The organism is Aquitalea magnusonii, from assembly GCF_003202035.1.
Lineage (GTDB): Bacteria > Pseudomonadota > Gammaproteobacteria > Burkholderiales > Chromobacteriaceae > Aquitalea > Aquitalea magnusonii.
In genome coordinates, this window is the sequence record NZ_QJKC01000026.1 from 22,052 (window position 1) to 41,971 (window position 19,920).

Below are 19,920 nucleotides of genomic sequence, written 5' to 3' on the forward strand. Positions count from 1 at the left end.
AAACTGTTACGGTCTCAATTGTATTTTTCTGAATCTGTTATTGTCCAGTGACTTTACGTAGCATGACAGCATCAAAAACATGGAGCGGTGACAGGGTTTGCCTGTCGGGCCACAAGCCGGAATACGGCAGCCCTGTCCACCGCCAGCCCTGCCCTGGAGTGGTCATGAATCTTGTTGCCCTGGTTACTTATCTGCTGGTGATGTCCATCACCCCCGGCCCCAACAATCTGGTGCTGGCCTCGTCCGGCGTCAATTACGGCTTTGGCCGCACCCTGCCGGCCATGCTGGGCATGGCGCTGGGGCTGGCGCTGCAGGTGGGGGTGTTGACGGTCTTCCTGGGTAATCTGGTGGCGCTGATCAGCAGCGTACAGCTGTATCTGGCGCTGGCCGGTTGCAGCTATCTGCTGTGGCTGTCCTGGGGCATGGCCCGCGCCGGCGCGGCGGGCGAGCAGGCCGATGCCGGCCAGCCCATGGGTTTTGCCGGTGGCCTGTTGTTTAACTGGCTTAACCCCAAGGTGTGGCTGATGGGCTTCAATATTGCCGTGGTGTTCCTGCCGCAGCACATGCCGCCGCTGACTGCCGGCCTGCTGTTTGCCGCCATCACCCTGGTGGTCGGCCTGCCCTGCATTGCGCTGTGGGCGGGCAGTGGCGTGGCCATCCGCCGCTGGCTGGCTTCGCCGCGCCGGCTGCGTGCCTTCAATTGCGGCATGGCCGCCATGCTGGCCGGCACGGCCTTCTGGCTGCTGGCGCAGATGCTGCCGGCCGATGTGCTGCCAGCCGTGGGCGGGCTGATTTGAGCCAGCAGAATCCTGCTGGAGGATGAGGCTTGCCCGGCCCGCATTTGCGGGCTGTTTTGTTGGCGGCGTACAATAGCGCCTTTCTTCATCCGGCTGGACCTCATTCCATCATGATCCGTACCCGCTTTGCCCCCAGCCCCACCGGCTATCTGCATATTGGTGGCGTGCGTACCGCACTCTTTTCCTGGGCTTATGCCCGCAAGAACAACGGCGTTTTCGTGCTGCGCATCGAGGACACCGACCTTGAACGCTCCACGCCGGAGTCGGTCAAGGCCATCATGGACGGCATGCACTGGGTTGGCCTGGATTATGACGAAGGCCCCTTCTACCAGACCCAGCGTTTCGACCGCTACAAGGAAGTGATCCAGCAGCTGCTGGAGTCCGGCCATGCCTATCGCTGCTACTGCAGCAAGGAAGAGCTGGAAGCCATGCGCGCCGAGCAGGAAGCCAAGGGCGAAAAGCCGCGTTACGACCGCCGCTGGCGTCCGGAGGAGGGCAAGACCCTGCCGGCCATTCCGGCTGATGTGGAGCCGGTGATCCGCTTCCGCACCCCGCTGGACGGCACCGTCGCCTGGGACGACGCGGTCAAGGGCCGTATCGAATTCTCCAATACCGAGCTGGACGACCTGATCATCGCCCGCCCGGATGGCAGCCCGACCTATAACTTCTGCGTGGTGGTGGACGACTGGGACATGCAGATCACCCATGTGATCCGCGGTGACGACCACGTCAACAACACCCCGCGCCAGATCAACATCCTCAAGGCGCTGAATGCGCCGCTGCCGGTGTATGGCCATCTGCCGATGATCCTGAATGAGGACGGCCAGAAGATGTCCAAGCGCCGCGACGCCGTCAGCGTGGTGGACTACGCCGACAAGGGCATCCTGCCGGAAGCGCTGCTCAACTACCTGGCCCGTCTGGGCTGGGGCCATGGCGATGATGAATTCTTCGACATGAAGCAGTTTGTCGAATGGTTCAGCCTGGAAGCGGTCAGCGCCTCGGCCAGCCGTTTCAATCAGGAAAAATTCCTGTGGCTGAATGCCCAGCACATCAAGGCGGCCGACAACAGCCGTCTGGCTGCGCTGATTGCCCCGCGTCTGGCGGCTGCTGGTGTCGATACCACCACCGGCCCGGCCATCGAGGAGGTGATTGCCCTGGTGAAAGAGCGTGTGCAAGACCTGAACGCGCTGGCGCTGGAAGTGGATTATTTCTACCAGAAGCGTGAAGCCGCAGCGGCCGATGTGGAAAAGCACCTGGCTGGCGACGCCGTGGCACGCATGGGCCGCTTTGCCGACAAGCTGGCAGCGCTGGATAGCTGGACTGCAGCCAGCATCCATGAGCTGTTCAAGCCGTTCTGCGCCGAAGAAGGCATCAAGATGGGCCAGCTGGGCATGCCGCTGCGCGTGCTGGTGTGCGGCACCACCCAGACCCCGTCGGTGGATGCGGTGCTGGCGCTGATCGGCAAGGAAGAAGTGCTGCGCCGCCTGCGCGCCTGAGCGGTTTTCGGCTGTGAAAGTCAAAAAGCCACCCTGCGGGGTGGCTTTTTGCATGCTGGCGTCGGCCTAGTTCTGGCTGACCAGGCGTGGCTGGCGCACAAAGCGGTATAGCAGCACCAGCAGCAACAGGAAGGGCAGGCCGAAGGCCAGCGTCAGGCGGAAGACATCGGTGAAGGCGGTGGTGAGCAGGATGGCCAGCATCAGCCCCAGTCCCATCAGGGTGGAAACCGGAAAGCCGGGCAGGCGGAAAGCCAGCGGCTGGCTGCCATGGCGCTGGTGATGGCGGCGGAAATGCCAGTGGGTGAGGAAGATCATCATCCAGGTAAACAGCGCGCCAAACATCGACAGCGACATCATCAGCGTGAAGGCCTGCTCGGGAAACAGCACAAACAGCAGGGTGGCCAGCGCAATACCGCTGGTGGACAGCAGCAGCGCGTTGAGCGGAATGCCGTGGGGGTTCAGCTTGCCCAGGCTGGCCGGGGCATCACCGGCGCGCGACAGGCTGAACATCATGCGGGTGGTGATGTAGAGCTGGCTGTTCATGGCGGACAGCGCGGCGATGATGACGACAAAGTTGAGAATGCCCGCGGCGTAGGGAATGCCCAGCACCTGCATCACGGTGACAAAGGGGCTGCTGCCCTTGTCCAGTCCGTCCCAGGGGACGATGGTCAGGATCAGGGTCAGCGACAAGAGATAAAACACCAGCAGGCGCACAATGGTGGCGCGAAAGGCGTGGCGCACCGCCTGCTCCGGGTGTTCCGCCTCACCGGCGGCCACGGCAATCATTTCCACACTCAGATAGCTGAAGATGGAAATCACCACCGCCACCCACATGCCCCACCAGCCGTGCGGGAAAAACCCGCCATGGCCGGTGAAGTGCCGGGTGCCATAAGCCGGATTGCCGCTGCCCCACACCATATAACTCCCCAGCAGGATGAAGCCGACGATGGCAAAGATCTTGATGGCGGAAAACCAGTATTCCACGGTGCCAAAGGCTTTGACGCTCATGGCATTGACGCCGATCAGCACGCCGGAAAACAGCAGGATCCAGATCCACGACGGCGTGTCGGGGAACCAGTACTGCATGTATTCGGCCACTGCCGTGACTTCGGTGCCCACTGCCATGACGATGCAGGTCCAGTAGCTGTAGCGCACCAGAAAGCCGGCCAGCGGGCTGATGTAATGTTCGGCAAAAGCGCCAAACGAGCCGGATGTGGCATGGGCGATGGTCATCTCTGCCAGGCAGCCCATCAGCAGCAGGGTGATCAGCCCGCCGATGGCGTAGCTGAGCAAGACACTGGGGCCGGCAAAGCCGATGGCAAACTTGCTGCCGAGGAACAGGCCGGTGCCAATGGCACCGCCGATGGCGATCATGCTCATCTGCCGGCCGCTCAGCCGGCGTTGCAGGCCGCTTTCGCGTTGCTGGATCTGTTTGAAGCTCATGTCTTCTCCTTATCTTCCTTGGTGGGACGGCGCATTTCTCTTGGACGTGGGGCGTCCTGGATGCGCTCGGCTCCCGTGATGGTGTGTGGCTGGGTGAAGGCCGCCCACCGGGCGGCGGGCGGGAATGGGCTCAGGTCACCGCGTGACGCTGCTTGAAGCGCGGCTGGTCCCAGCTGGCGCTGTCCAGGATGTCGCGCAGGATGTCCACGGCATCCCAGATATCGGCATGGCTCAGATAGAGCGGGGTGATGCCAAAGCGCAGCACCTCTGGCTCGCGGTAGTCACCGATCACGCCGCGGTCGATCAGCGCCTGCATCACCGCATAGCCCTCGGGATGGCGGTAGCTGACATGACTGCCGCGCTGTGCATGCGCGCGCGGGGTGATCAGCGTCAGCGGATGCTGGCTGCAGCGCTGTTCCACCAGCTGGATGAACAGGTCGGTCAGCGCCAGCGACTTTTGCCGCAGTGCCGCCATGCTGGTTTGCAGGGTGGCGTCCAGTCCGCACTCCACCAGCGACATCGACAGGATGGGCTGGGTGCCGCACAGAAAACGGCGGATGCCCTGGGCCGGCTGGTAATCCACCGCCATGTCAAACGGGCGCGAGTGGCCCCACCAGCCGGACAGGGGCTGCCAGAAGGCATCCTGATGGCGCGGGGCCACCCAGATGAAGGCCGGTGAGCCGGGGCCGCCATTGAGGTATTTGTAGGTGCAACCCACGGCAAAGTCGGCGGCACTGCCATTCAGGTCCACTGGCACGGCACCGGCGGCGTGGGCCAGGTCCCAGATGGTGAGTGCGCCATGCTGATGCGCCAGGGCGGTGACGGCGGCCATGTCATGCATGGCACCGGTGCGGTAATTGACGTGCGACAGCAGCAGCACCGCCACATCGTCACCCAGTGCCTGTTGCAGCGACAGGGTGTCGTCGATCAGCCGCATTTCATAGCCCTGCTGCAGCAGGTCCATCATGCCCTGGATCATGTACAGGTCGGTGGGGAAGTTGTCGCGCTCCGAGACAATCACCTTGCGCTGCGGTGCACTGGCTTGCTGGATGCGGATGGCGGCCGCCAGCGCCTTGAAAATGTTCAGTGAAGTGGTATCGGTGATCACCACTTCGTCGCTGCCGGCTCCGATCAATCCGGCCAGCTTGTTGCCCAGCCGGCGCGGCAGCTCGAACCAGCCGGCAGTGTTCCAGCTGCGGATCAGGCCCTCGCCCCATTCCTGGCGCAATACCTGCAGGCTGCGCGCCTCGGCGCTGGTGGGCAGTACGCCCAGTGAATTGCCATCCAGATAGATCACGTTTTCCGGCAGGGCAAATTGCTGGCGCAGGGCGGCCAGTTGATCCTGGCGGTCGGCGGCCAGGCAGTCTTCACGGGTGAGCATCAGTCTCTCCTTGCGGTGGTGGTGCTGGTTGTCGGGGACGGGATGGTGCGCAGCACGGCGCGTACCGGGCTGGCATCCAGATTGATCAGTTTCAGTGGCAGGGCAATCAGCTCGTAGTCGCCTGCTGCGATCTCGTCCAGGTAGAGGTTTTCCAGAATGGCCATGCCGTGGCGGGCGACTGCGTGATGGGCGGCCAGCGTCTTGCTGTCTGCCGCATCCAGCGAGGCGCTGTCCACGCCGATCAGCCGCACACCCTGCTGGCCCAGCCAGTCAATCAGTGCCGGGTCCATGGCGCAGAAGCCGGCATCCCATTGCGGTGGAAACTGCCGGTAACTGCGGATCAGCAGCCGTGGTGGCAGCGGGGCCGGCTGGTCTGCCAGCGCCTGCTGCAGTCTGGCCAGGCTCAGTAGTGGCGCTGCATCCAGGCAGTGCACCACGCGGCAGGGGCCAAGATAGGCATCCAGCCCGACCAGGCCGATGGCTAGGCCGTCCGCCTGATAATGCAGCGGGGCATCGGCATGGGCCCCGCTGTGGGGGGACAGGGTCAGCCGGGCCACATTGACCGGGCAGTGTGCATCCAGCTGCCAGGCCGGGCTTTCCTGTAGCGCGGTATCTCCCGGCCATACCGGCATGCCGGCATGCAATGGCGGGCTGATGTCATACAGCATGCTGCTCTCCATGGATTGGGCAATTCATGTTAGCACCGTGATTGTTTTGAAAAATTGCAAGTTCAACTTGTGAATTGGTGATATTTCGCAGAATATTCGACAGGAATGATTGAGTAAGAAAGGAAGTTGCAAATGCAGCTGGATGCCATTGATATGCGGATTCTTTCCGCGCTGCAGCACAACGGCCGGCTCAGCAATCAGGACCTGGCCGACCAGGTGGCGCTGTCACCCTCGGCTTGTCTGCGCCGGGTACGCACGCTGGAGGAGGGCGGGCTGATTCGTGGCTACCACGCCGAACTGGATGCGGTGGCGCTGGGCTTCGAGCTGGAGGCCATCGTGCAGGTGTCGCTGGATCGCAGCCGCGATGACTGGCATGGCGAGTTCTTGCTGCAGATGCAGGCCTTCGAGGAGGTGACCGCCGCCCATGTGGTGGCCGGGCCCTGCAATTACATCCTGCATGTGCGCTGTCGCAGCCTGCCGGCGTTTTCCGATTTCATCGTCGACAAGCTGAACAAGGTGCCCGGCATGCGCGATATCTGTTCCTTCATCGTGCTGAAAACCGTGAAGGACACCCGTGACCGGCTGCCGCTGGCCGGGGGCTGAGGCGGGAGCGTCACGGTAACAAAAGCCTTGTATGCTTGAGTGGAGGCCGCTACGGCCCGCTGGTCCGCCCGACTTACCTTGGCTGCGAGCAAAAACTCTAAAAAAATGGATTTTGTGCAAAGGGATGGGGGATAATGCCGCCCAGCCAAACTGAGGTTCATCAAAATGAAGTGTGTTGACGATTTCCGCCTGCGTCTGGGCAAGCAAGAGCTGGTTCCCATCATGGTCGGCGGCATGGGTGTGGATATCTCCACCGTGGCCCTGTCGCTGGAAGCGGCCCGTCTGGGCGGCATCGGTCATATTTCCGATGCCATGGTGCCGACGGTCACTGACCGCCGCTTCAATACCAAGTTCGTCAAGGACAAGCTCAAGCAGTACAAATTCAATGTGGAAAATGCCGACAAGTCCGTGGTGAAGTTTGACCTGGACATCCTGGCTGAAGCCACCAAAATGCACGTTGGCTCCGCCATGGAAGCCAAAAAGGGCGATGGGCTGATTTTCATCAACTGCATGGAAAAGCTCACCATGAATGCGCCCAAGGAAACCTTGCGCGTACGCATGCAAACCGCCATGGATGCCGGCATCGACGGCATCACCCTGGCCGCCGGCCTGCATCTGGGTTCGTTTGCGCTGATCGAGGACCACCCGCGTTTTCGTGATGTAAAGCTGGGCATCATTGTTTCGTCCCTGCGCGCCTTGCAGCTGTTCCTGAAAAAGTCCGCCCGTACCGGCCGCCTGCCGGACTACGTGGTGGTGGAAGGCCCGCTGGCTGGCGGTCACCTGGGTTTCGGCATGGACTGGGCGCAGTATGATCTGGCCACCATCGTGGCCGAGATCCACGCCTGGATGCAGGCCGAACAGCTGGATATTCCGCTGATTCCGGCTGGCGGCATCTTTACCGGCAGCGATGCCGTGGGCTTCCTGGAAAACGGTGCCAGTGCCGTGCAGGTGGCTACCCGCTTTACCGTTACCCGCGAATGCGGCCTGCCGGAAAAAGTGCAGCAGGAATATTTCAAGGCAACGGAAGACGATATCGAAGTCAACCAGCTGTCGCCCACCGGCTACCCGATGCGCATGATCAAGTCCTGCCCGGCCATTGGCGACGGCATTCGTCCCAATTGCGAGGCTTACGGCTATCTGCTGGATGCCAATGGCAGCTGTGCCTACATCCAGGCCTATAACCGCGAAGTGGCGGCCCATCCGGGCGAACGCCGCATCAAGGTGATGGACAAGACCTGTCTGTGCACCCACATGCGCAATTTCGATTGCTGGACCTGCGGTCAGTACACCTATCGTCTGAAGGACACCACCCGCCGCAACGAGGATGGCAGCTACCAGATCCTCAGCGCCGAACATGTGTTCAAGGACTACCAGTTCAGCAAGGATGGCAAGGTCGCCCTGCCGGATTGATGTCGCACACCAACCCGGTCTGGCTGGACCGGTCGTGGAACATGGCGGAACGCTGCGGCGTTTCGCCATTTTTCTTGTTGAAGCGGCACTGGCAGTAGTATTGTCGGAGCCTGTCTTGTCACTGTTTGAGGACTGCCATGCCGGACCGTTTTGATCCCGCCACCACCGCCCTGATCCTGATCGACCTGCAGCAGGGCATTCTCGGTTTTGCCAAACAACCCTATGACACCGAGCAGGTGCTGGAGCGCTCGGCGGCACTGGCGCGGGCGTTTCGTGCCGCCGCGGCGCCGGTGGTGCTGGTGCGGGTGGGCTGGTCGGCCGATGGCGGCGATGCGCTGAAGCTGCCGACCGATCTGCAGCCGCCATCCACCCCGGTGCCGGACAACTGGCTGCAGCAGCCGGCCGAACTGGAGGTGGCGGCCACGGACATCCAGATCATCAAACGGCAGTGGAATGCCTTTTACGGCACCGAGCTGGATTTGCAGCTGCGCCGGCGCGGCGTGCAGACCGTGGTGCTGGCCGGGATTTCCACCCATATCGGGGTGGATTCGACGGCCCGCGCCGCCTGGGAGCGTGGCTATGCCGTGGTGCTGGCGGAAGATGCCATGAGCTGCCCGCTGCTGGAGTGTCACCAGTTTTCCGTACAGCATATCTTTCCGCGGCTGGGGCGGGTGCGCAGCAGTGCCGAGGTGCTGCAGGCGCTGGCTGTATAGCCGCATGGCGCGTGAAGATTGCCGCATCGACCCGCAGCAGGTCGAGCTGACCGCCATCCGCGCCCAGGGGGCGGGTGGCCAGAACGTCAACAAGGTGTCGTCGGCCATTCACCTGCGTTTCGATGTCATGGCTTCCAGCCTGCCCGAACGCGTCAAGCTGCGGTTGTTGGCGCTGGGAGATGCCCGCCTGAGCAAGGAGGGCATCATCATCATCAAGGCGCAGCAGCACCGCACACAGGAGCTGAACCGGGCTGATGCGCTGGCGCGCTTGCAGGCCATGGTGGATGCGGCGGCGCATGTGCCCAAGGCCAGGCATGCGACCAAGCCGACTTATGGCTCACGCCAGCGACGGCTGGAGGGAAAGTCCCGGCGCAGCGGCATCAAGGCCCTGCGTGGCAAGATCGCCGATTGAGGTGCCGCAGCAGCGGGCTGCTCAGGCGCGCCGGCTATGCTGGCAGCTGGGGAGGATGTGCTTGCCCAGTTCATCGGCCGGTACCGGCCGGCACAGCAGAAAGCCCTGCAGCTCGATGTCCGGGTGCTGGGCGCACAGGTAGTCCAGGTCCTGGGTGTTGTCGATGCCCTCTGCCACCATGCGCAGGCCCAGTTCGCGGGCGATGTTGGCCATGCCGGAAATGATGCTCTGGCTACGGGCGTCGCGGTGGATGTCCTTGATCAGGATGCGGTCGAACTTCAGCTCGGTCAGCGGCAGGTTCTTGATGTGTTCCAGCGTGGTATGGCCGGTGCCAAAATCATCCAGCGACAATTCGAAACCACGCATGCGCAGCCGCAGCAGGGTGGCCAGGGTGTGGCCGAAATTGGTGAAGGCCATGGTTTCGGTGATTTCCAGCACGATGCGGTCGAAAGCCAGCCCGCGCGATGTCACCTGCTCGACCAGCCAGTCGAGAAACTCGCGGTCATCCAGCAGCCGGCGTGACAGATTGATCGACAGCCGCAGCTGCTGCATGTTGGGCTCGCGGATCAGCATGTCCAGGCTGGTTTGCACGATGCGGTTGGTCAGCAGCGAGATAAAGCCTTCGTGTTCCAGCATGCCGATGAACTGGTTGGGCCCCAGTATGCCTTGCTGCGGGTGACGCCAGCGTGCCAGCGCCTCGATCTGCACCGCACGGCCCTGGCGCAGATCGTAAATCGGCTGGTAAAAGGCGCAAAACTGGTTGTGGGCCAGCCCGGTGATGATGTCGATCAGCGGCAGGCTGCTCTTGCTGTCGCCGATGTCCTGCTGCACATCCAGCAGGCGGGTGATTTCAGTCAGGAACAGATCATCATCGATGGGCTTGGCCAGGTGGCCGATGCCGGTGAAACCCAGCTCCTGGGCGGCACGCACGCTGTTGGACAGCAGTTCCGGCGAGTGGCCGCTGATCAGCAGCAGTGAGGGAATGTGCGGCTGGCGCGACAGCTGTTCCACCAGTTCGATGCCATCCATGCCCGGCATGTTCAGATCGGTGATGACCAGGTCCAGTTTGGGAATCTTGCGACTGAGCTGAAAAGCCCAGCTGCCGTCGGCAGCCTCGTGCACCACGGTATTGGGTATTTGCAGGCAGAGCGCCTTGAGCAGGCTGCGCTGACTGCTACTGTCTTCAGCAAGCAGGATTTGTCTTGGAATCTGGATGGTCATGGCTGACGCACTGTTCAGAAGTGTATGTCTCAATCTAAGCAGGTGTCATGCATTCTTGCCAGTGGAAAAATCGATAAATCAGTTATTTGTAAATCGCTGTTATAGATTTAACCGGATTTTACGGTAAATGAATAGCGATTGATTGCTGCGGTGCGCAAAGGGAGGGAGCAGGCGGCTGAAGGCCGGGACAAGGGTCCGGCGGCCGGGCAGCCGTCAAGCGGTCACCTGCCGCAAAGCGATGGACCGGGTGGTCATCACTTCCGGGGCAGTGTGCTGCAATATGTTGCCGGGCCGAACGGCCGGCGGGCAAGGCAGTAACTGACTACGCGACCCACAGGTGGGCTGAGTGGCCGCGAGGGGGCTCAGCTAATCAACGACGCTTGAAGTGGTGCGGTGCGCCGCCGCCAACCGGAGCGGTCGGATGACGGAAGTTGATGCGACCCTTGGTCAGGTCGTAGGGAGACATTTCCACGGTCACGCGGTCGCCAACCAGTACGCGAATACGGTGCATCTTCATCTTGCCCGAGCCATAGGCCAGGATTTCCACATTGTTGTCCAGACGCACGCGGAAGCGCGATTCCGGCAGCATTTCAATGACAACGCCTTGCAGCTCGATCATGTCTTCTTTGGACATTAACGATTCCTTTCAGTGTAACGGGTGGGCCAATAGCCCATGCGGCAGTCCCTCACGGAGCGCCGCACGATCTGTGATAACAGATTGCTTCTATCGATAACCAAGCAGGTAAGACAGGTAGCACACAGTAAAAATGTGCCGTTACCAAGGCAAGGCAGACGGATTGAACCCCGTGCTGGGGAACGGTCCGGAAGGAGGCAGGGCGCATTATACGGCTAAATGGCTGATTTGTCAGTAGAAATGTAGCCGTAATTGCCTTGCCCCCTTGTCGTGCTGTTGCAATGGCTAAAAACACTTATGCATCCGCAGCTTAGCGCAGCTGCCACCTGTTGCAAGACACGCAGTCCGGCAGGTGCTTGCTGCTGAATTGCCCGGTCGGCAGGGGGCGCCGGCAGGTGGGGCGGTGCTGCCTGTCAGGTGGGTGGTGGCCAGCGGCTGCCTCGGCCAGGCCGGTCTGGAGCGGGGGGGGGGGCTGCTCAGGAGCGTTGCGGCCGCATGACAGCGGCTGATTGTTTGACTTTTGTCATCAAAAGAAAATTCACCATTCATATTCTTACAATTCAATACAAAAATAGGCTGGATTATTCTGTTATCTGCTGACATCCTGTACGGTTTCGATCATTACCCTTTGCTGATATTTTGCATCAGCAAAGGGGAGCACCAGTTGGAAACTCTGCAGTAGGACAGACTATGGAAAATAATCGAGAGGGCGAAGGACTACGGCGCAGCCTGCAGGCGCGCCACCTGTCCATGATCGCCATTGGCGGCTCCATCGGCACCGGCCTGTTTCTGGCCTCCGGGGCCACGGTAGCCACTTCCGGCCCCGGTGGTGCCTTGCTGTCGTATGCCCTGATCGGGCTGATGGTGTACTTCCTGATGACCAGCCTGGGCGAGATGGCGGCCTTCATGCCGGTGTCCGGTTCTTTCCAGGTGTATGGCTCGCGCTTCGTTGACCATTCCTTTGGTTTCGCCCAGGGCTGGAACTACTGGTATAACTGGGCGGTGACCATTGCCGTGGAACTGGCCGCCGCATCCATCGTGATGCATTACTGGTTTCCCCACGTACCCGGCGTGGTGTGGAGCGCGCTGTTCCTGGCCATCATCTTTGCCCTCAACTACTTCTCGGTAAAGGGCTTTGGCGAGGCGGAATTCTGGTGCTCCATGCTCAAGGTGATCACCATCATCGCCTTCATCATCATCGGCTTCATGATGATCTGGGGCATCATGTTCCATCCGGACAACAGCCGTTATGCACCGGGGCTGAAGGTATTCATGCATGGCGACGGCCCCTTTGTCGGCGGCATGGCAGCCTTTGTCAGCGTGTCGATGATTGTCGGTTTTTCCTTCCAGGGCACCGAGCTGATCGGCGTGGCCGCTGGCGAGTCCAGTCATCCGGCCAAGACCATTCCGCGCGCGGTGAAGCAGATTTTCTGGCGCATCCTGATGTTCTACATGCTGTCCATCCTGATCATCGGCTGCATCCTGCCGTATAACGACCCGATGCTGCTGAAGAACGATGTGCAGGACGTGGGGGCCAGCCCCTTCACCCTGGTGTTCAGTCGCGCCGGTCTGGCCTTGTCGGCCAGCCTGATGAATGCCGTCATTCTGTCCGCCATTCTGTCGGCCGGCAATTCCGGCATGTATGCCTCCACCCGCATGCTGTATGCGATGGCGAAGAACAAGATGGCACCGGCCTGGTTCGGCCAGCTGTCGGGCAGCGGCGTGCCGCGCAATGCGCTGTATGCCACCACGGTGATTGCCGGCCTGTGTTTCCTGACCTCGCTGTTTGAAAGCAATGCCGTCTACCTGTGGCTGCTGAATTCTTCCGGCATGACCGGTTTCATCGCCTGGCTGGGCATTGCCATCTGCCATTACCGCTTCCGCCGTGCCTATGTAAAACAAGGCTATGATCTGGCTGACCTGCCCTACAAGGCGCGCTGGTTCCCGCTGGGGCCGCTGTTTGCCTTTGCCTTGTGCATGCTGATCATGCTGGGGCAGAACTATGCTGCCTTCACCAGTGCCAAGGTGGACTGGAACGGTATTGTCGCCACCTATATCGGCATTCCGCTGTTCCTGCTGCTGTGGCTGGGCTACAAATGGAAGCACGGCAGCAAGCTGATTGCGCTGGACAAGATCGCACTGGCCGAGGCGCACGCCCAGCTCAAGCGCGACGAGCGGGCTGATGGCCGGCTGGCGCAGCAAACCACCGGCTGATCACTGACCTTGCCAGCCCTGCAACGGCCCGGCCTGACCGGGCCGTTGTCGTGTGTGCCGCCGGGGCTGTCAGGCAATGCTGTGCCTGCCGCGCCGGCACGCTACAATCGGCGCAGCGCCGCCACAGGCAGACCCCGTCACCGCACTGAGGGTGCATACCCGGAGAACAATAATATGGCCTTGATGTCACTTTTTTTCAGCAAGTATCTGTTTGTGCTGGCAGCCCTGCTGCCCATCATCAATCCCCCCGGACTGGTGCCCATCTTCATTTCCATGACGGCGCGCAACAGCAAGCAGCAGCGCGCTTTCCTGGCGCGGCGCATTGCCATGTACTGCTTTCTGCTATTGCTGGGCAGCATGTATGTGGGCAGTTTCGTGCTGGAATTTTTCGGCGTGTCGCTGCCTGTGGTGCAGTTGTCCGGCGGCCTGCTGATTTCGCTGGCGGCCTGGCGCATGCTGAACGACAACCCGGCCGAGAGTACCCAGCCTTCCAGCGAACCGGTACGGCAGGAAAACCGCGACGAGCTCAAGCAGCGGGCTTTTTATCCGCTGACCTTTCCCTTGACGGTGGGGCCGGGGTCGATTTCGGTGTCGATCACCGTGGGCGCATCGCTGACCGTGACCGGCAAACCGATGATCAAGTACATGCTGGTGCCGATGGCCAGCCTGGCCGCCGTGTTGTCGCTGTCGGTGCTGGTGTATATGTGCTACCGCCATGCCGACAAGCTGCTGGGCTATCTGGGGCAGACCGGCTCGGTGGTGTTTCTGCGGCTGTCGGCCTTCATCCTGATGTGTCTGGGTGTGCAGATCATGTGGGAAGGGGTGGAGCAGCTGTTTGTCGAGCTGATCCAGAACAACGCCGACCTACTGCATCGCTAGGCCAATGCGTTGTGCCACGGCTTGCTGCAGTTGCGGATAGAAGGCAAGAAAATCCGCTTCCAGTGCGGTGTACTGCTGCAGCAGGTCGTCAATGCCGGTGGCAACCGGATTGTCACGCCGGATGCGGTGGCGGGAAAAGCCGCGCAGCACGGCGGCGATACCTTCGGTTTCTGCATAAGACCCTAGCCAGTCCTCGGCCTGCATGCGTGGCAGCATGTCCAGCAGGCGCGGTGGCAACCACTGGCGGTGTTGCTGCAATTCGGCGTAGCTGCGGCGGGTGAAGGCAGCCAGCGGCAGGCTGGCGAAGGTGTCCCAGTGCCGCGCCAGGAAATGGTCGTAAAAAATATCCACCAGAATGCCGGCATAACGCCGCCGTTCTGCGGCAATGCGTGTCTTGCTTTGCAATACCAGCGGATGACTGTCGGTATAGCTGTCGATCTGCCGGTGTAGCGCCATGCCTTGCTGCAGGCTTGGCGGCAGGTGGCCGGCATGGGCCGGCTTGATGAAGTCCCCCAGCAGATTGCCGACACGGGCGCTGGCATCGTCCGGGGCCAGCTGCAGGTGGGCCAGGTAATTCATCCGGCCGACAGCCGGTTCAGCCTCACCACGATCACCCGCACCGCCGCACTGCTGCGCAGGGTCAGGCCAATGGCCAATTGTTGCAGCAGCGCATCCTGTGCTTGCAGGCGACAGCAGCGTCCATCTTCGCGGCTGATTTCCAGCTCCGCTCCCGCCGCCAGCAGTACCAGCAGGACTTCATCGTCGCTTTGCAGCTGGCGCTCGCCGTTCAGGGTGAAGTCTTCCACTTGTTGCAGATAGCGGCCACGCCGGGTCATGACATTGAAATCGGTGACCGGGCCTTCGCTCAGCCGGCTGCTGATGCTTTCCTCGCCGGCAAAGGCCAGCGGCAGGCTGAAGGCATCCAGCCGCACTTCGCTGCCGTCTTCGCGTTGCAACAGCAAGGCCGCGCCCTGCAGCAGCAAAAGCTGACGGTCGATGCCGGGGAAGCGGGAGAAGTCGCCGTCACTGGCCACGCTGGCGATGCTGATGCGGTAATCGAAGTTGTCCAGCGTGGCGTCCGGCGGTGAAATCAGTACCTGGCGGGTAATGCCGCCGCCGTTTTTCCAGGGGGTGGCCGGGTAGTGGCGGGCGTGCAGAATCTGCATGGCAAGCTCGGGCTATGGAAAAAAACCGATTATCCTCCGATGCCCGGTGTAGTGCATCTTCACTTTGGCTCGGCGCCGCCAAGTCCTTGTTATGGTGCGGATTTGTAGTGCCGGTACTACAAATTGGGGCGCTTGATCTGCCGCAATATGCCATTCCGCTGTCGTGCCAAGATGAAGACATAGCTTGAACCCACCACGAGGAGATCATCATGGCCATCAGTGCATTCTTCATTCCTTCCGTCAATCTGATGGGAGCCGGCTGTCTGCAGCAGGCCGTCGACAGCATGCAGGCGCAGGGTTTCAAACGCGCGCTGATCGTGACCGACGCCGGTCTGGTCAAAACCGGTCTGGCGCAGAAGGTCAGCACGCTGCTGGCAAACGCGGATATCCAGTCCGTGGTATTTGACGGCGTGCATCCCAATCCCACCTGCGCCAATGTCAATGCCGGCCTCGCCTTGCTGCAGGAAAAACAGTGTGATGTGGTGATTTCGCTGGGGGGTGGCTCGCCACACGATTGCGCCAAGGGTATTGCGCTGGTGGCGGTGAATGGCGGCAAGATCCAGGACTACGAGGGCGTGGACAAGTCGGCCAAGCCGCAGCTGCCGCTGGTGGCCATCAATACCACGGCCGGCACCGCCAGTGAAATGACGCGTTTTTGCATCATCACCGACGAGGCGCGCCACATCAAGATGGCCATCGTCGACAAGCACACCACGCCCATCCTGTCGGTGAACGACCCGGAAACCATGGCCGGCATGCCGCCGTCGCTGACCGCCGCCACCGGCATGGATGCGCTCACCCATGCCATCGAGGCTTATGTGTCGACCATTGCCACGCCGATTACCGATGCCTGCGCGCTCAAGGCCATCAGCCTGATCGTGGCCTACCTGCCGCGCGCCGTGGAAAACGGCCAGGACATGGAAGCCCGCGAGCAGATGGCCTATGCCCAGTTCCTGGCCGGCATGGCTTTCAACAATGCTTCGCTGGGTTATGTACACGCCATGGCGCACCAGCTGGGTGGCTTCTACGACCTGCCGCACGGCGTGTGCAATGCGGTGCTGCTGCCGCATGTACAGGTATTCAACAGCAAGGTGGCTGCTGCGCGGCTGGCTGATGTCGGGGTGGCATTGGGGGTGAAAGCCAGTGCGGAAGAGGCCATTCAGGCTATCCGCACCCTGGCGGCCACGGTGGGTATTCCGGCCGGCCTGACCCAGCTGGGCGTGAAAGAGCAAGATATCCCGGTACTGGCCACCAATGCCCTGAAAGACGCATGTGGCTTTACCAATCCGCTGCAGGCCAGTCACGAAGAGATCTGCGCCATTTACCGCGCAGCCATGTAAGCAGGGGGTAGTCTGCTGTAGTGAACAGGGCCGGCCATGCCGGCCCTGTTGCATGCATCATGGCGCGGGATGATGGCCAAAACCGGCCGCCTGGGCCGCGCTGCGAATGGCATCCAGCACCAGTCTGGCCTTGCGCGGGATGCGCCGGCTGGCAAATACCGCGTGCATCTGCGCATCTTCGCCGCGGCTGGAGACGATGCGATAGTCCGGGCACAAGCGCAGCAGCTGGCCGCTGGCCACCAGTGGTTCGGCCAGCCAGTCGCCCATGCGGGCCACGCCCCATCCTGCCAGCGCTGCCTGCAGTACCGCATTGCCGGAGCTCACCCGGTGGCTGGCATTCAGGTTGAGGCTGACCTGATGGCTGTCCGAGACAAAATTCCAGGCTTTCAGTATGCGTGGCGCAGCATGAATCAGGATGGCGTGTTCGCTGAGTTGTTCCGGCTGGGTGGGCAGGCCGCGGCGTGCGACGTAGTCCGGGCTGGCGTACAGGCGGCGTTGATACGGCCACAGCGGAAAGCCGATCAGCTCGCTGGACGTGGGGTAGGCGCCGCGAATGCTGAAATCCAGCTTTTCGCGGATAGGCTCGAGAATGGTGTCGCTATACAGAATGTCAAAGCGCAGCTGCGGATTGTGCTCGGCCAGCCCTTGCAGGACGGCGGGCAGAAAATGGCTGGCCATCACCTCGGGTGCGGAAAAGCGCAGCCAGCCGCGCGGTGTGCTGCCCAGTGCGGCCAGGTCGTCTTCCACTTCCTCCTGCAATTGCAGAATGTGCCGGGCCGTATCGTAATAGGCTTCGCCAGCCATGGTCAGGCTGACCTGCTTTTGCGAGCGGGCCAGCAGGCTGCTGCCCAGGCTTTCCTCCAGTGCCTGCACCGCGCGGGTGGCGGTGCTGGGCGAGGTGCCCAGCTGGCGTGCCGCCGAGACAAAGCTCTTGCGTTCCACCACGGCGCAGAATACCTGCAGCTCCCATAACAGCTTCATTGGATTGGCCTTGATTGCAGAAACTGCAATACGGTATTGCAAGCATGCAGCCAGGGCAAGCCCTACAATGGCGGCATTATCAGGAGGCAGTCATGTTGTTGACCTTGGGATTTCTGTGTTTCTTTTCTTTCATGGCCGGTTTGATCGATGCGGCCGTCGGCGGCGGCGGGCTGATCCAGACCCCGGCGCTGTTCAATTTCCTGCCGCAGTACTCGGCAGCCACGCTGTTTGGCACCAACAAGATGTCCTCGGCCGTGGGCACCTTATCGGCCACCCGCTCTTATCTGCAGCGCGTGCGCCTGCCGTGGAAACTGGTGATTCCGGCGGCCATCACCGCCTTTATCATGTCCTTTGCCGGCGCGGCCACGGTGAATGCCATTCCCAAATCGGTGATTCGCCCGCTGGTACTGGTGCTGCTGGTGTTGATGGCCATGTACACCTTGTGGAAGAAGGACTTTGGCAAGCTGCACAAGCCGGTGACGATAGGCCGCCGCGAAATGGCAGTCGGCATGGCCATCGGCGGGGCCATCGGCTTTTATGATGGCTTGTTCGGTCCCGGTACCGGCAGCTTCCTGATCTTCCTGTTCATCCGCTTTTTCGCCTTCGACTTCCTGCATGCCTCGGCGGCGGCCAAGGTGGTGAACCTCACCACCAATGTGGCGGCACTGGCGTTTTTCATTCCCACCGGCAATGTGCTGTTCCAGTACGCCATTCCCATGGCCGGCTTCAATGTGCTGGGCGCGATGACCGGTTCCTGGGTAGCCATGAAAAAGGGCGCTGGCTTTGTCCGTATCCTGTTCCTGCTGCTGACCACGGTGCTGATCGGCAAGCTGGCCTGGGACATGCTGCAACCCTGGCTGCATGGCTGATGAGCCAGGCAACCAGCATGAAAAAAGACCACGCGTGACGGCGTGGTCTTTTTTTGTGGGCGGGAAGGCTCAGTCGTGCTTGTCCCAGCCATGGTGATGGCCATGGTGGTGGCGATGATGGTGGCGTCCTTCATCACGCGCCGGTGCTGCCGGTCGGTCTTCGTGCTGATTCTTGGTGGTGATGGCCACGCCAGTGGCCCCACCTACCGCACTGCCGATGATGGCGCCATTGCGGCCACCTACCGCATTACCGACTGCTGCGCCTGCTGCACCGCCTACTGCACCACCAAGAATCGCATCCGTTGTCGAACTGGCCTGGGCTGTGCCAGCCGCCAGGGTGATGGCAATCATCGAAATCCACTTGTTCATTTGCATGATTTGCTGCTTTCACTGAGTAAGTGGTGGCAGTCTAGGCAGGGCAGGGCAAAACGGACAAGCCGTGAAATGTTAGCAAGTATTGAAAAGCGTTTGCCTGCTAATGATCATGGAATTGTCTGGTGCATAATTGCGGCTAATTGCTTGTTTTTAATGTGTTTTATATTCCACATTCAAATGGTGGTTTTATAACAATCTGTTACAGAGTCGGGCCGGGTAAATGCACGGACCCTGCAACAGCCATTGTCATGCAGCCAGGCGACAGCGCGTTGGCCGCGGCATCACTGGCCGGAGCAACCGCAAGCACCGCCGCCACCGCCGCAGCCGCCCGCGCTGGCAGGCGCGGCTGCCGGCTGCTGGCCCAGGCTGATCTGGAATTCGATCACGATCATCTCCGGCAAGCGGTCAACATAGCGATAGCTGATCTGCTGGCCATAGCGCTGGCCAATCTGCTCCAGCAGGGGCAGCGGATCGTGATCATTGACGAAACGCATGGTCTCGCCATCGTGCAGGCTTTCCAGCGCCGCGAAAATGGCAGCATGGCGAAAGCGTTTGGCGATGCCACGGGCATCGAACAGATAGCTGGTATTCAGCTGGGGGGACAAGATGCTCATGAAACTCTCCTGCGGCAGAATGGACAAGCCCGGATTCTGCCGCAGCCGTGCGCGCCTCCTCCTTGAGGCAGGATAAGAAAATCCGTGGCGCAAACCCTGCAAGCAGCCGCTGCTGATTTAAGATGCAAGCATTGTCCAGAGGAGAATAGGCATGCATCCTGCACGCTGCCCGCCAGCCAGCGCAGCGGTTGATCTGCTGCAGCTGCCTAATGTCGGGCCGGCCATGGCGGCAGATTTTCACCTGCTCGGGTATCACAGCCCGCAATCGTTGCGCCAGGCCGATCCCTATATGCTTTACCAGGCCCTGTGCCAGCAAACCGGTGTCCGGCATGACCCTTGCGTGCTGGATGTGTTTATCGCGGTCGCCCATTACCTGCAGCAGGACGAAGCCCTGCCGTGGTGGCATTTCACCGCACAGCGCAAGGCCGCGCTTGCAGCCCGGGCTGTTGGCAGCGCATGGCCGCTTGTACAATAGCCCGTCATGATCAACACTCCCGCCCCCCTGGCAGACGCAGCACTACTGGCCTGCCACGAATGCGACCTGCTGCAGACCGCCCCCGCCGCGGCCGGGCAAGCCGTCTGCTGCTGCCGCTGCGGCTGCCAGCTGCTGCCCCGCCCCGGCTATCCCCCCGCCACCTCCCTGCCACTGGTGCTGGCCGGACTGCTGGTCTTTATCCTGGCCAATGTCTTTCCCGTGGTCGGCC

The 19,920-nt window shown here is 61.4% G+C and carries 22 protein-coding genes; 12 read left to right on the forward strand and 10 right to left on the reverse strand.

Annotated features, from left to right (window positions below):
* The first annotated feature begins 164 nt into the window (after positions 1–164).
* Both DFR38_RS18995 and gltX read left to right on the forward strand, forming a co-directional pair.
* The gene (locus DFR38_RS18995) at positions 165–797 is read left to right on the forward strand and encodes a LysE family translocator (protein WP_110313784.1); all 633 of its coding nucleotides are present in this window, start codon (positions 165–167) and stop codon (positions 795–797) included.
* A 107-nt stretch (positions 798–904) separates the two neighbouring features.
* Positions 905–2,293 carry a glutamate--tRNA ligase gene (gltX, locus tag DFR38_RS19000; protein ID WP_170124170.1) on the forward strand — a complete coding sequence of 463 codons (1,389 nt, stop codon included), beginning with the start codon at positions 905–907 and terminating at the stop codon, positions 2,291–2,293.
* 66 nt (positions 2,294–2,359) lie between these two features.
* Here gltX and DFR38_RS19005 read toward each other — a convergent pair whose 3' ends face one another.
* From DFR38_RS19005 to kynB, 3 genes are all read right to left on the reverse strand, one after another.
* Complete coding sequence (locus tag DFR38_RS19005; protein WP_059287532.1) at positions 2,360–3,736, reverse strand: amino acid permease; 1,377 nt, start codon at positions 3,734–3,736, stop codon at positions 2,360–2,362.
* A gap of 130 nt (positions 3,737–3,866) precedes the next feature.
* Positions 3,867–5,117 (reverse strand): kynureninase, encoded by a 1,251-nt coding sequence (kynU, locus tag DFR38_RS19010; RefSeq protein ID WP_103525036.1) that lies wholly within the window; start codon positions 5,115–5,117, stop codon positions 3,867–3,869.
* Entirely contained in the window at positions 5,117–5,785 is a 669-nt protein-coding gene (gene kynB, locus DFR38_RS19015) for an arylformamidase (RefSeq protein ID WP_059287365.1), read from the reverse strand. Before kynB ends, kynU begins: the two co-directional genes overlap by 1 nt.
* Before the next feature lie 132 nt (positions 5,786–5,917).
* On the opposite strand from kynB, the gene DFR38_RS19020 reads away from it, so the two are divergent.
* From DFR38_RS19020 to arfB, 4 genes are all read left to right on the forward strand, one after another.
* Positions 5,918–6,388: an Lrp/AsnC family transcriptional regulator gene (locus DFR38_RS19020; protein ID WP_059287363.1), complete on the forward strand. Its 471-nt coding sequence runs from the start codon at positions 5,918–5,920 to the stop codon at positions 6,386–6,388.
* 165 nt (positions 6,389–6,553) lie between these two features.
* Complete coding sequence (locus tag DFR38_RS19025) at positions 6,554–7,798, forward strand: nitronate monooxygenase (RefSeq protein WP_059287364.1); 1,245 nt, start codon at positions 6,554–6,556, stop codon at positions 7,796–7,798.
* A gap of 137 nt (positions 7,799–7,935) precedes the next feature.
* Positions 7,936–8,511 (forward strand): hydrolase, encoded by a 576-nt coding sequence (locus DFR38_RS19030; protein ID WP_110313785.1) that lies wholly within the window; start codon positions 7,936–7,938, stop codon positions 8,509–8,511.
* Positions 8,512–8,515: 4 nt separating this feature from the next.
* Positions 8,516–8,923: an alternative ribosome rescue aminoacyl-tRNA hydrolase ArfB gene (arfB, locus tag DFR38_RS19035; protein WP_059286934.1), complete on the forward strand. Its 408-nt coding sequence runs from the start codon at positions 8,516–8,518 to the stop codon at positions 8,921–8,923.
* A 21-nt stretch (positions 8,924–8,944) separates the two neighbouring features.
* On the opposite strand, the gene DFR38_RS19040 is transcribed toward arfB, so the two are convergent.
* Positions 8,945–10,144 carry an EAL domain-containing response regulator gene (locus DFR38_RS19040; RefSeq protein WP_059286935.1) on the reverse strand — a complete coding sequence of 400 codons (1,200 nt, stop codon included), beginning with the start codon at positions 10,142–10,144 and terminating at the stop codon, positions 8,945–8,947.
* 370 nt (positions 10,145–10,514) lie between these two features.
* Complete coding sequence (infA, locus tag DFR38_RS19045; RefSeq protein ID WP_059286936.1) at positions 10,515–10,778, reverse strand: translation initiation factor IF-1; 264 nt, start codon at positions 10,776–10,778, stop codon at positions 10,515–10,517.
* Between the two features lie 690 nt (positions 10,779–11,468).
* On the opposite strand from infA, the gene DFR38_RS19050 reads away from it, so the two are divergent.
* Complete coding sequence (locus tag DFR38_RS19050; protein ID WP_110313786.1) at positions 11,469–12,992, forward strand: amino acid permease; 1,524 nt, start codon at positions 11,469–11,471, stop codon at positions 12,990–12,992.
* Between the two features lie 183 nt (positions 12,993–13,175).
* Positions 13,176–13,871, forward strand: a complete 696-nt coding sequence (locus DFR38_RS19055) for a MarC family protein (protein ID WP_233170353.1) — start codon at positions 13,176–13,178, stop codon at positions 13,869–13,871.
* Here DFR38_RS19055 and DFR38_RS19060 read toward each other — a convergent pair.
* On the reverse strand, positions 13,857–14,450 hold the full coding sequence (locus DFR38_RS19060) for an acyl carrier protein phosphodiesterase (RefSeq protein WP_059286938.1): 594 nt from the start codon (positions 14,448–14,450) through the stop codon (positions 13,857–13,859). The genes DFR38_RS19055 and DFR38_RS19060 overlap by 15 nt on opposite strands.
* Positions 14,447–15,037: a HutD/Ves family protein gene (locus tag DFR38_RS19065; RefSeq protein WP_059286939.1), complete on the reverse strand. Its 591-nt coding sequence runs from the start codon at positions 15,035–15,037 to the stop codon at positions 14,447–14,449. Before DFR38_RS19065 ends, DFR38_RS19060 begins: the two co-directional genes overlap by 4 nt.
* 209 nt (positions 15,038–15,246) lie before the next feature.
* Here DFR38_RS19065 and yiaY point away from each other — a divergent pair, with 209 nt between their 5' ends.
* Positions 15,247–16,377, forward strand: coding sequence for an L-threonine dehydrogenase (yiaY, locus tag DFR38_RS19070; protein ID WP_110313787.1), 1,131 nt, complete (start codon positions 15,247–15,249; stop codon positions 16,375–16,377).
* Between the two features lie 57 nt (positions 16,378–16,434).
* Here yiaY and DFR38_RS19075 read toward each other — a convergent pair whose 3' ends face one another.
* Entirely contained in the window at positions 16,435–17,358 is a 924-nt protein-coding gene (locus tag DFR38_RS19075) for a LysR family transcriptional regulator (RefSeq protein WP_110313788.1), read from the reverse strand.
* Between the two features lie 92 nt (positions 17,359–17,450).
* Here DFR38_RS19075 and DFR38_RS19080 point away from each other — a divergent pair, with 92 nt between their 5' ends.
* Complete coding sequence (locus DFR38_RS19080; protein WP_199052548.1) at positions 17,451–18,227, forward strand: sulfite exporter TauE/SafE family protein; 777 nt, start codon at positions 17,451–17,453, stop codon at positions 18,225–18,227.
* A 69-nt stretch (positions 18,228–18,296) separates the two neighbouring features.
* On the opposite strand, the gene DFR38_RS19085 is transcribed toward DFR38_RS19080, so the two are convergent.
* Positions 18,297–18,602, reverse strand: coding sequence for a glycine zipper domain-containing protein (locus DFR38_RS19085; RefSeq protein ID WP_082693610.1), 306 nt, complete (start codon positions 18,600–18,602; stop codon positions 18,297–18,299).
* Positions 18,603–18,883: 281 nt separating this feature from the next.
* On the reverse strand, positions 18,884–19,216 hold the full coding sequence (locus tag DFR38_RS19090; RefSeq protein ID WP_110313789.1) for a DUF2249 domain-containing protein: 333 nt from the start codon (positions 19,214–19,216) through the stop codon (positions 18,884–18,886).
* A 151-nt stretch (positions 19,217–19,367) separates the two neighbouring features.
* Here DFR38_RS19090 and DFR38_RS19095 point away from each other — a divergent pair, with 151 nt between their 5' ends.
* Together DFR38_RS19095 and DFR38_RS19100 are read left to right on the forward strand one after the other, a co-directional pair.
* Positions 19,368–19,691, forward strand: coding sequence for a helix-hairpin-helix domain-containing protein (locus DFR38_RS19095; RefSeq protein WP_110313790.1), 324 nt, complete (start codon positions 19,368–19,370; stop codon positions 19,689–19,691).
* 6 nt (positions 19,692–19,697) lie between these two features.
* On the forward strand, positions 19,698–19,920 hold a 223-nt coding region (locus tag DFR38_RS19100), incomplete at its 3' end, for a paraquat-inducible protein A (RefSeq protein ID WP_425320069.1).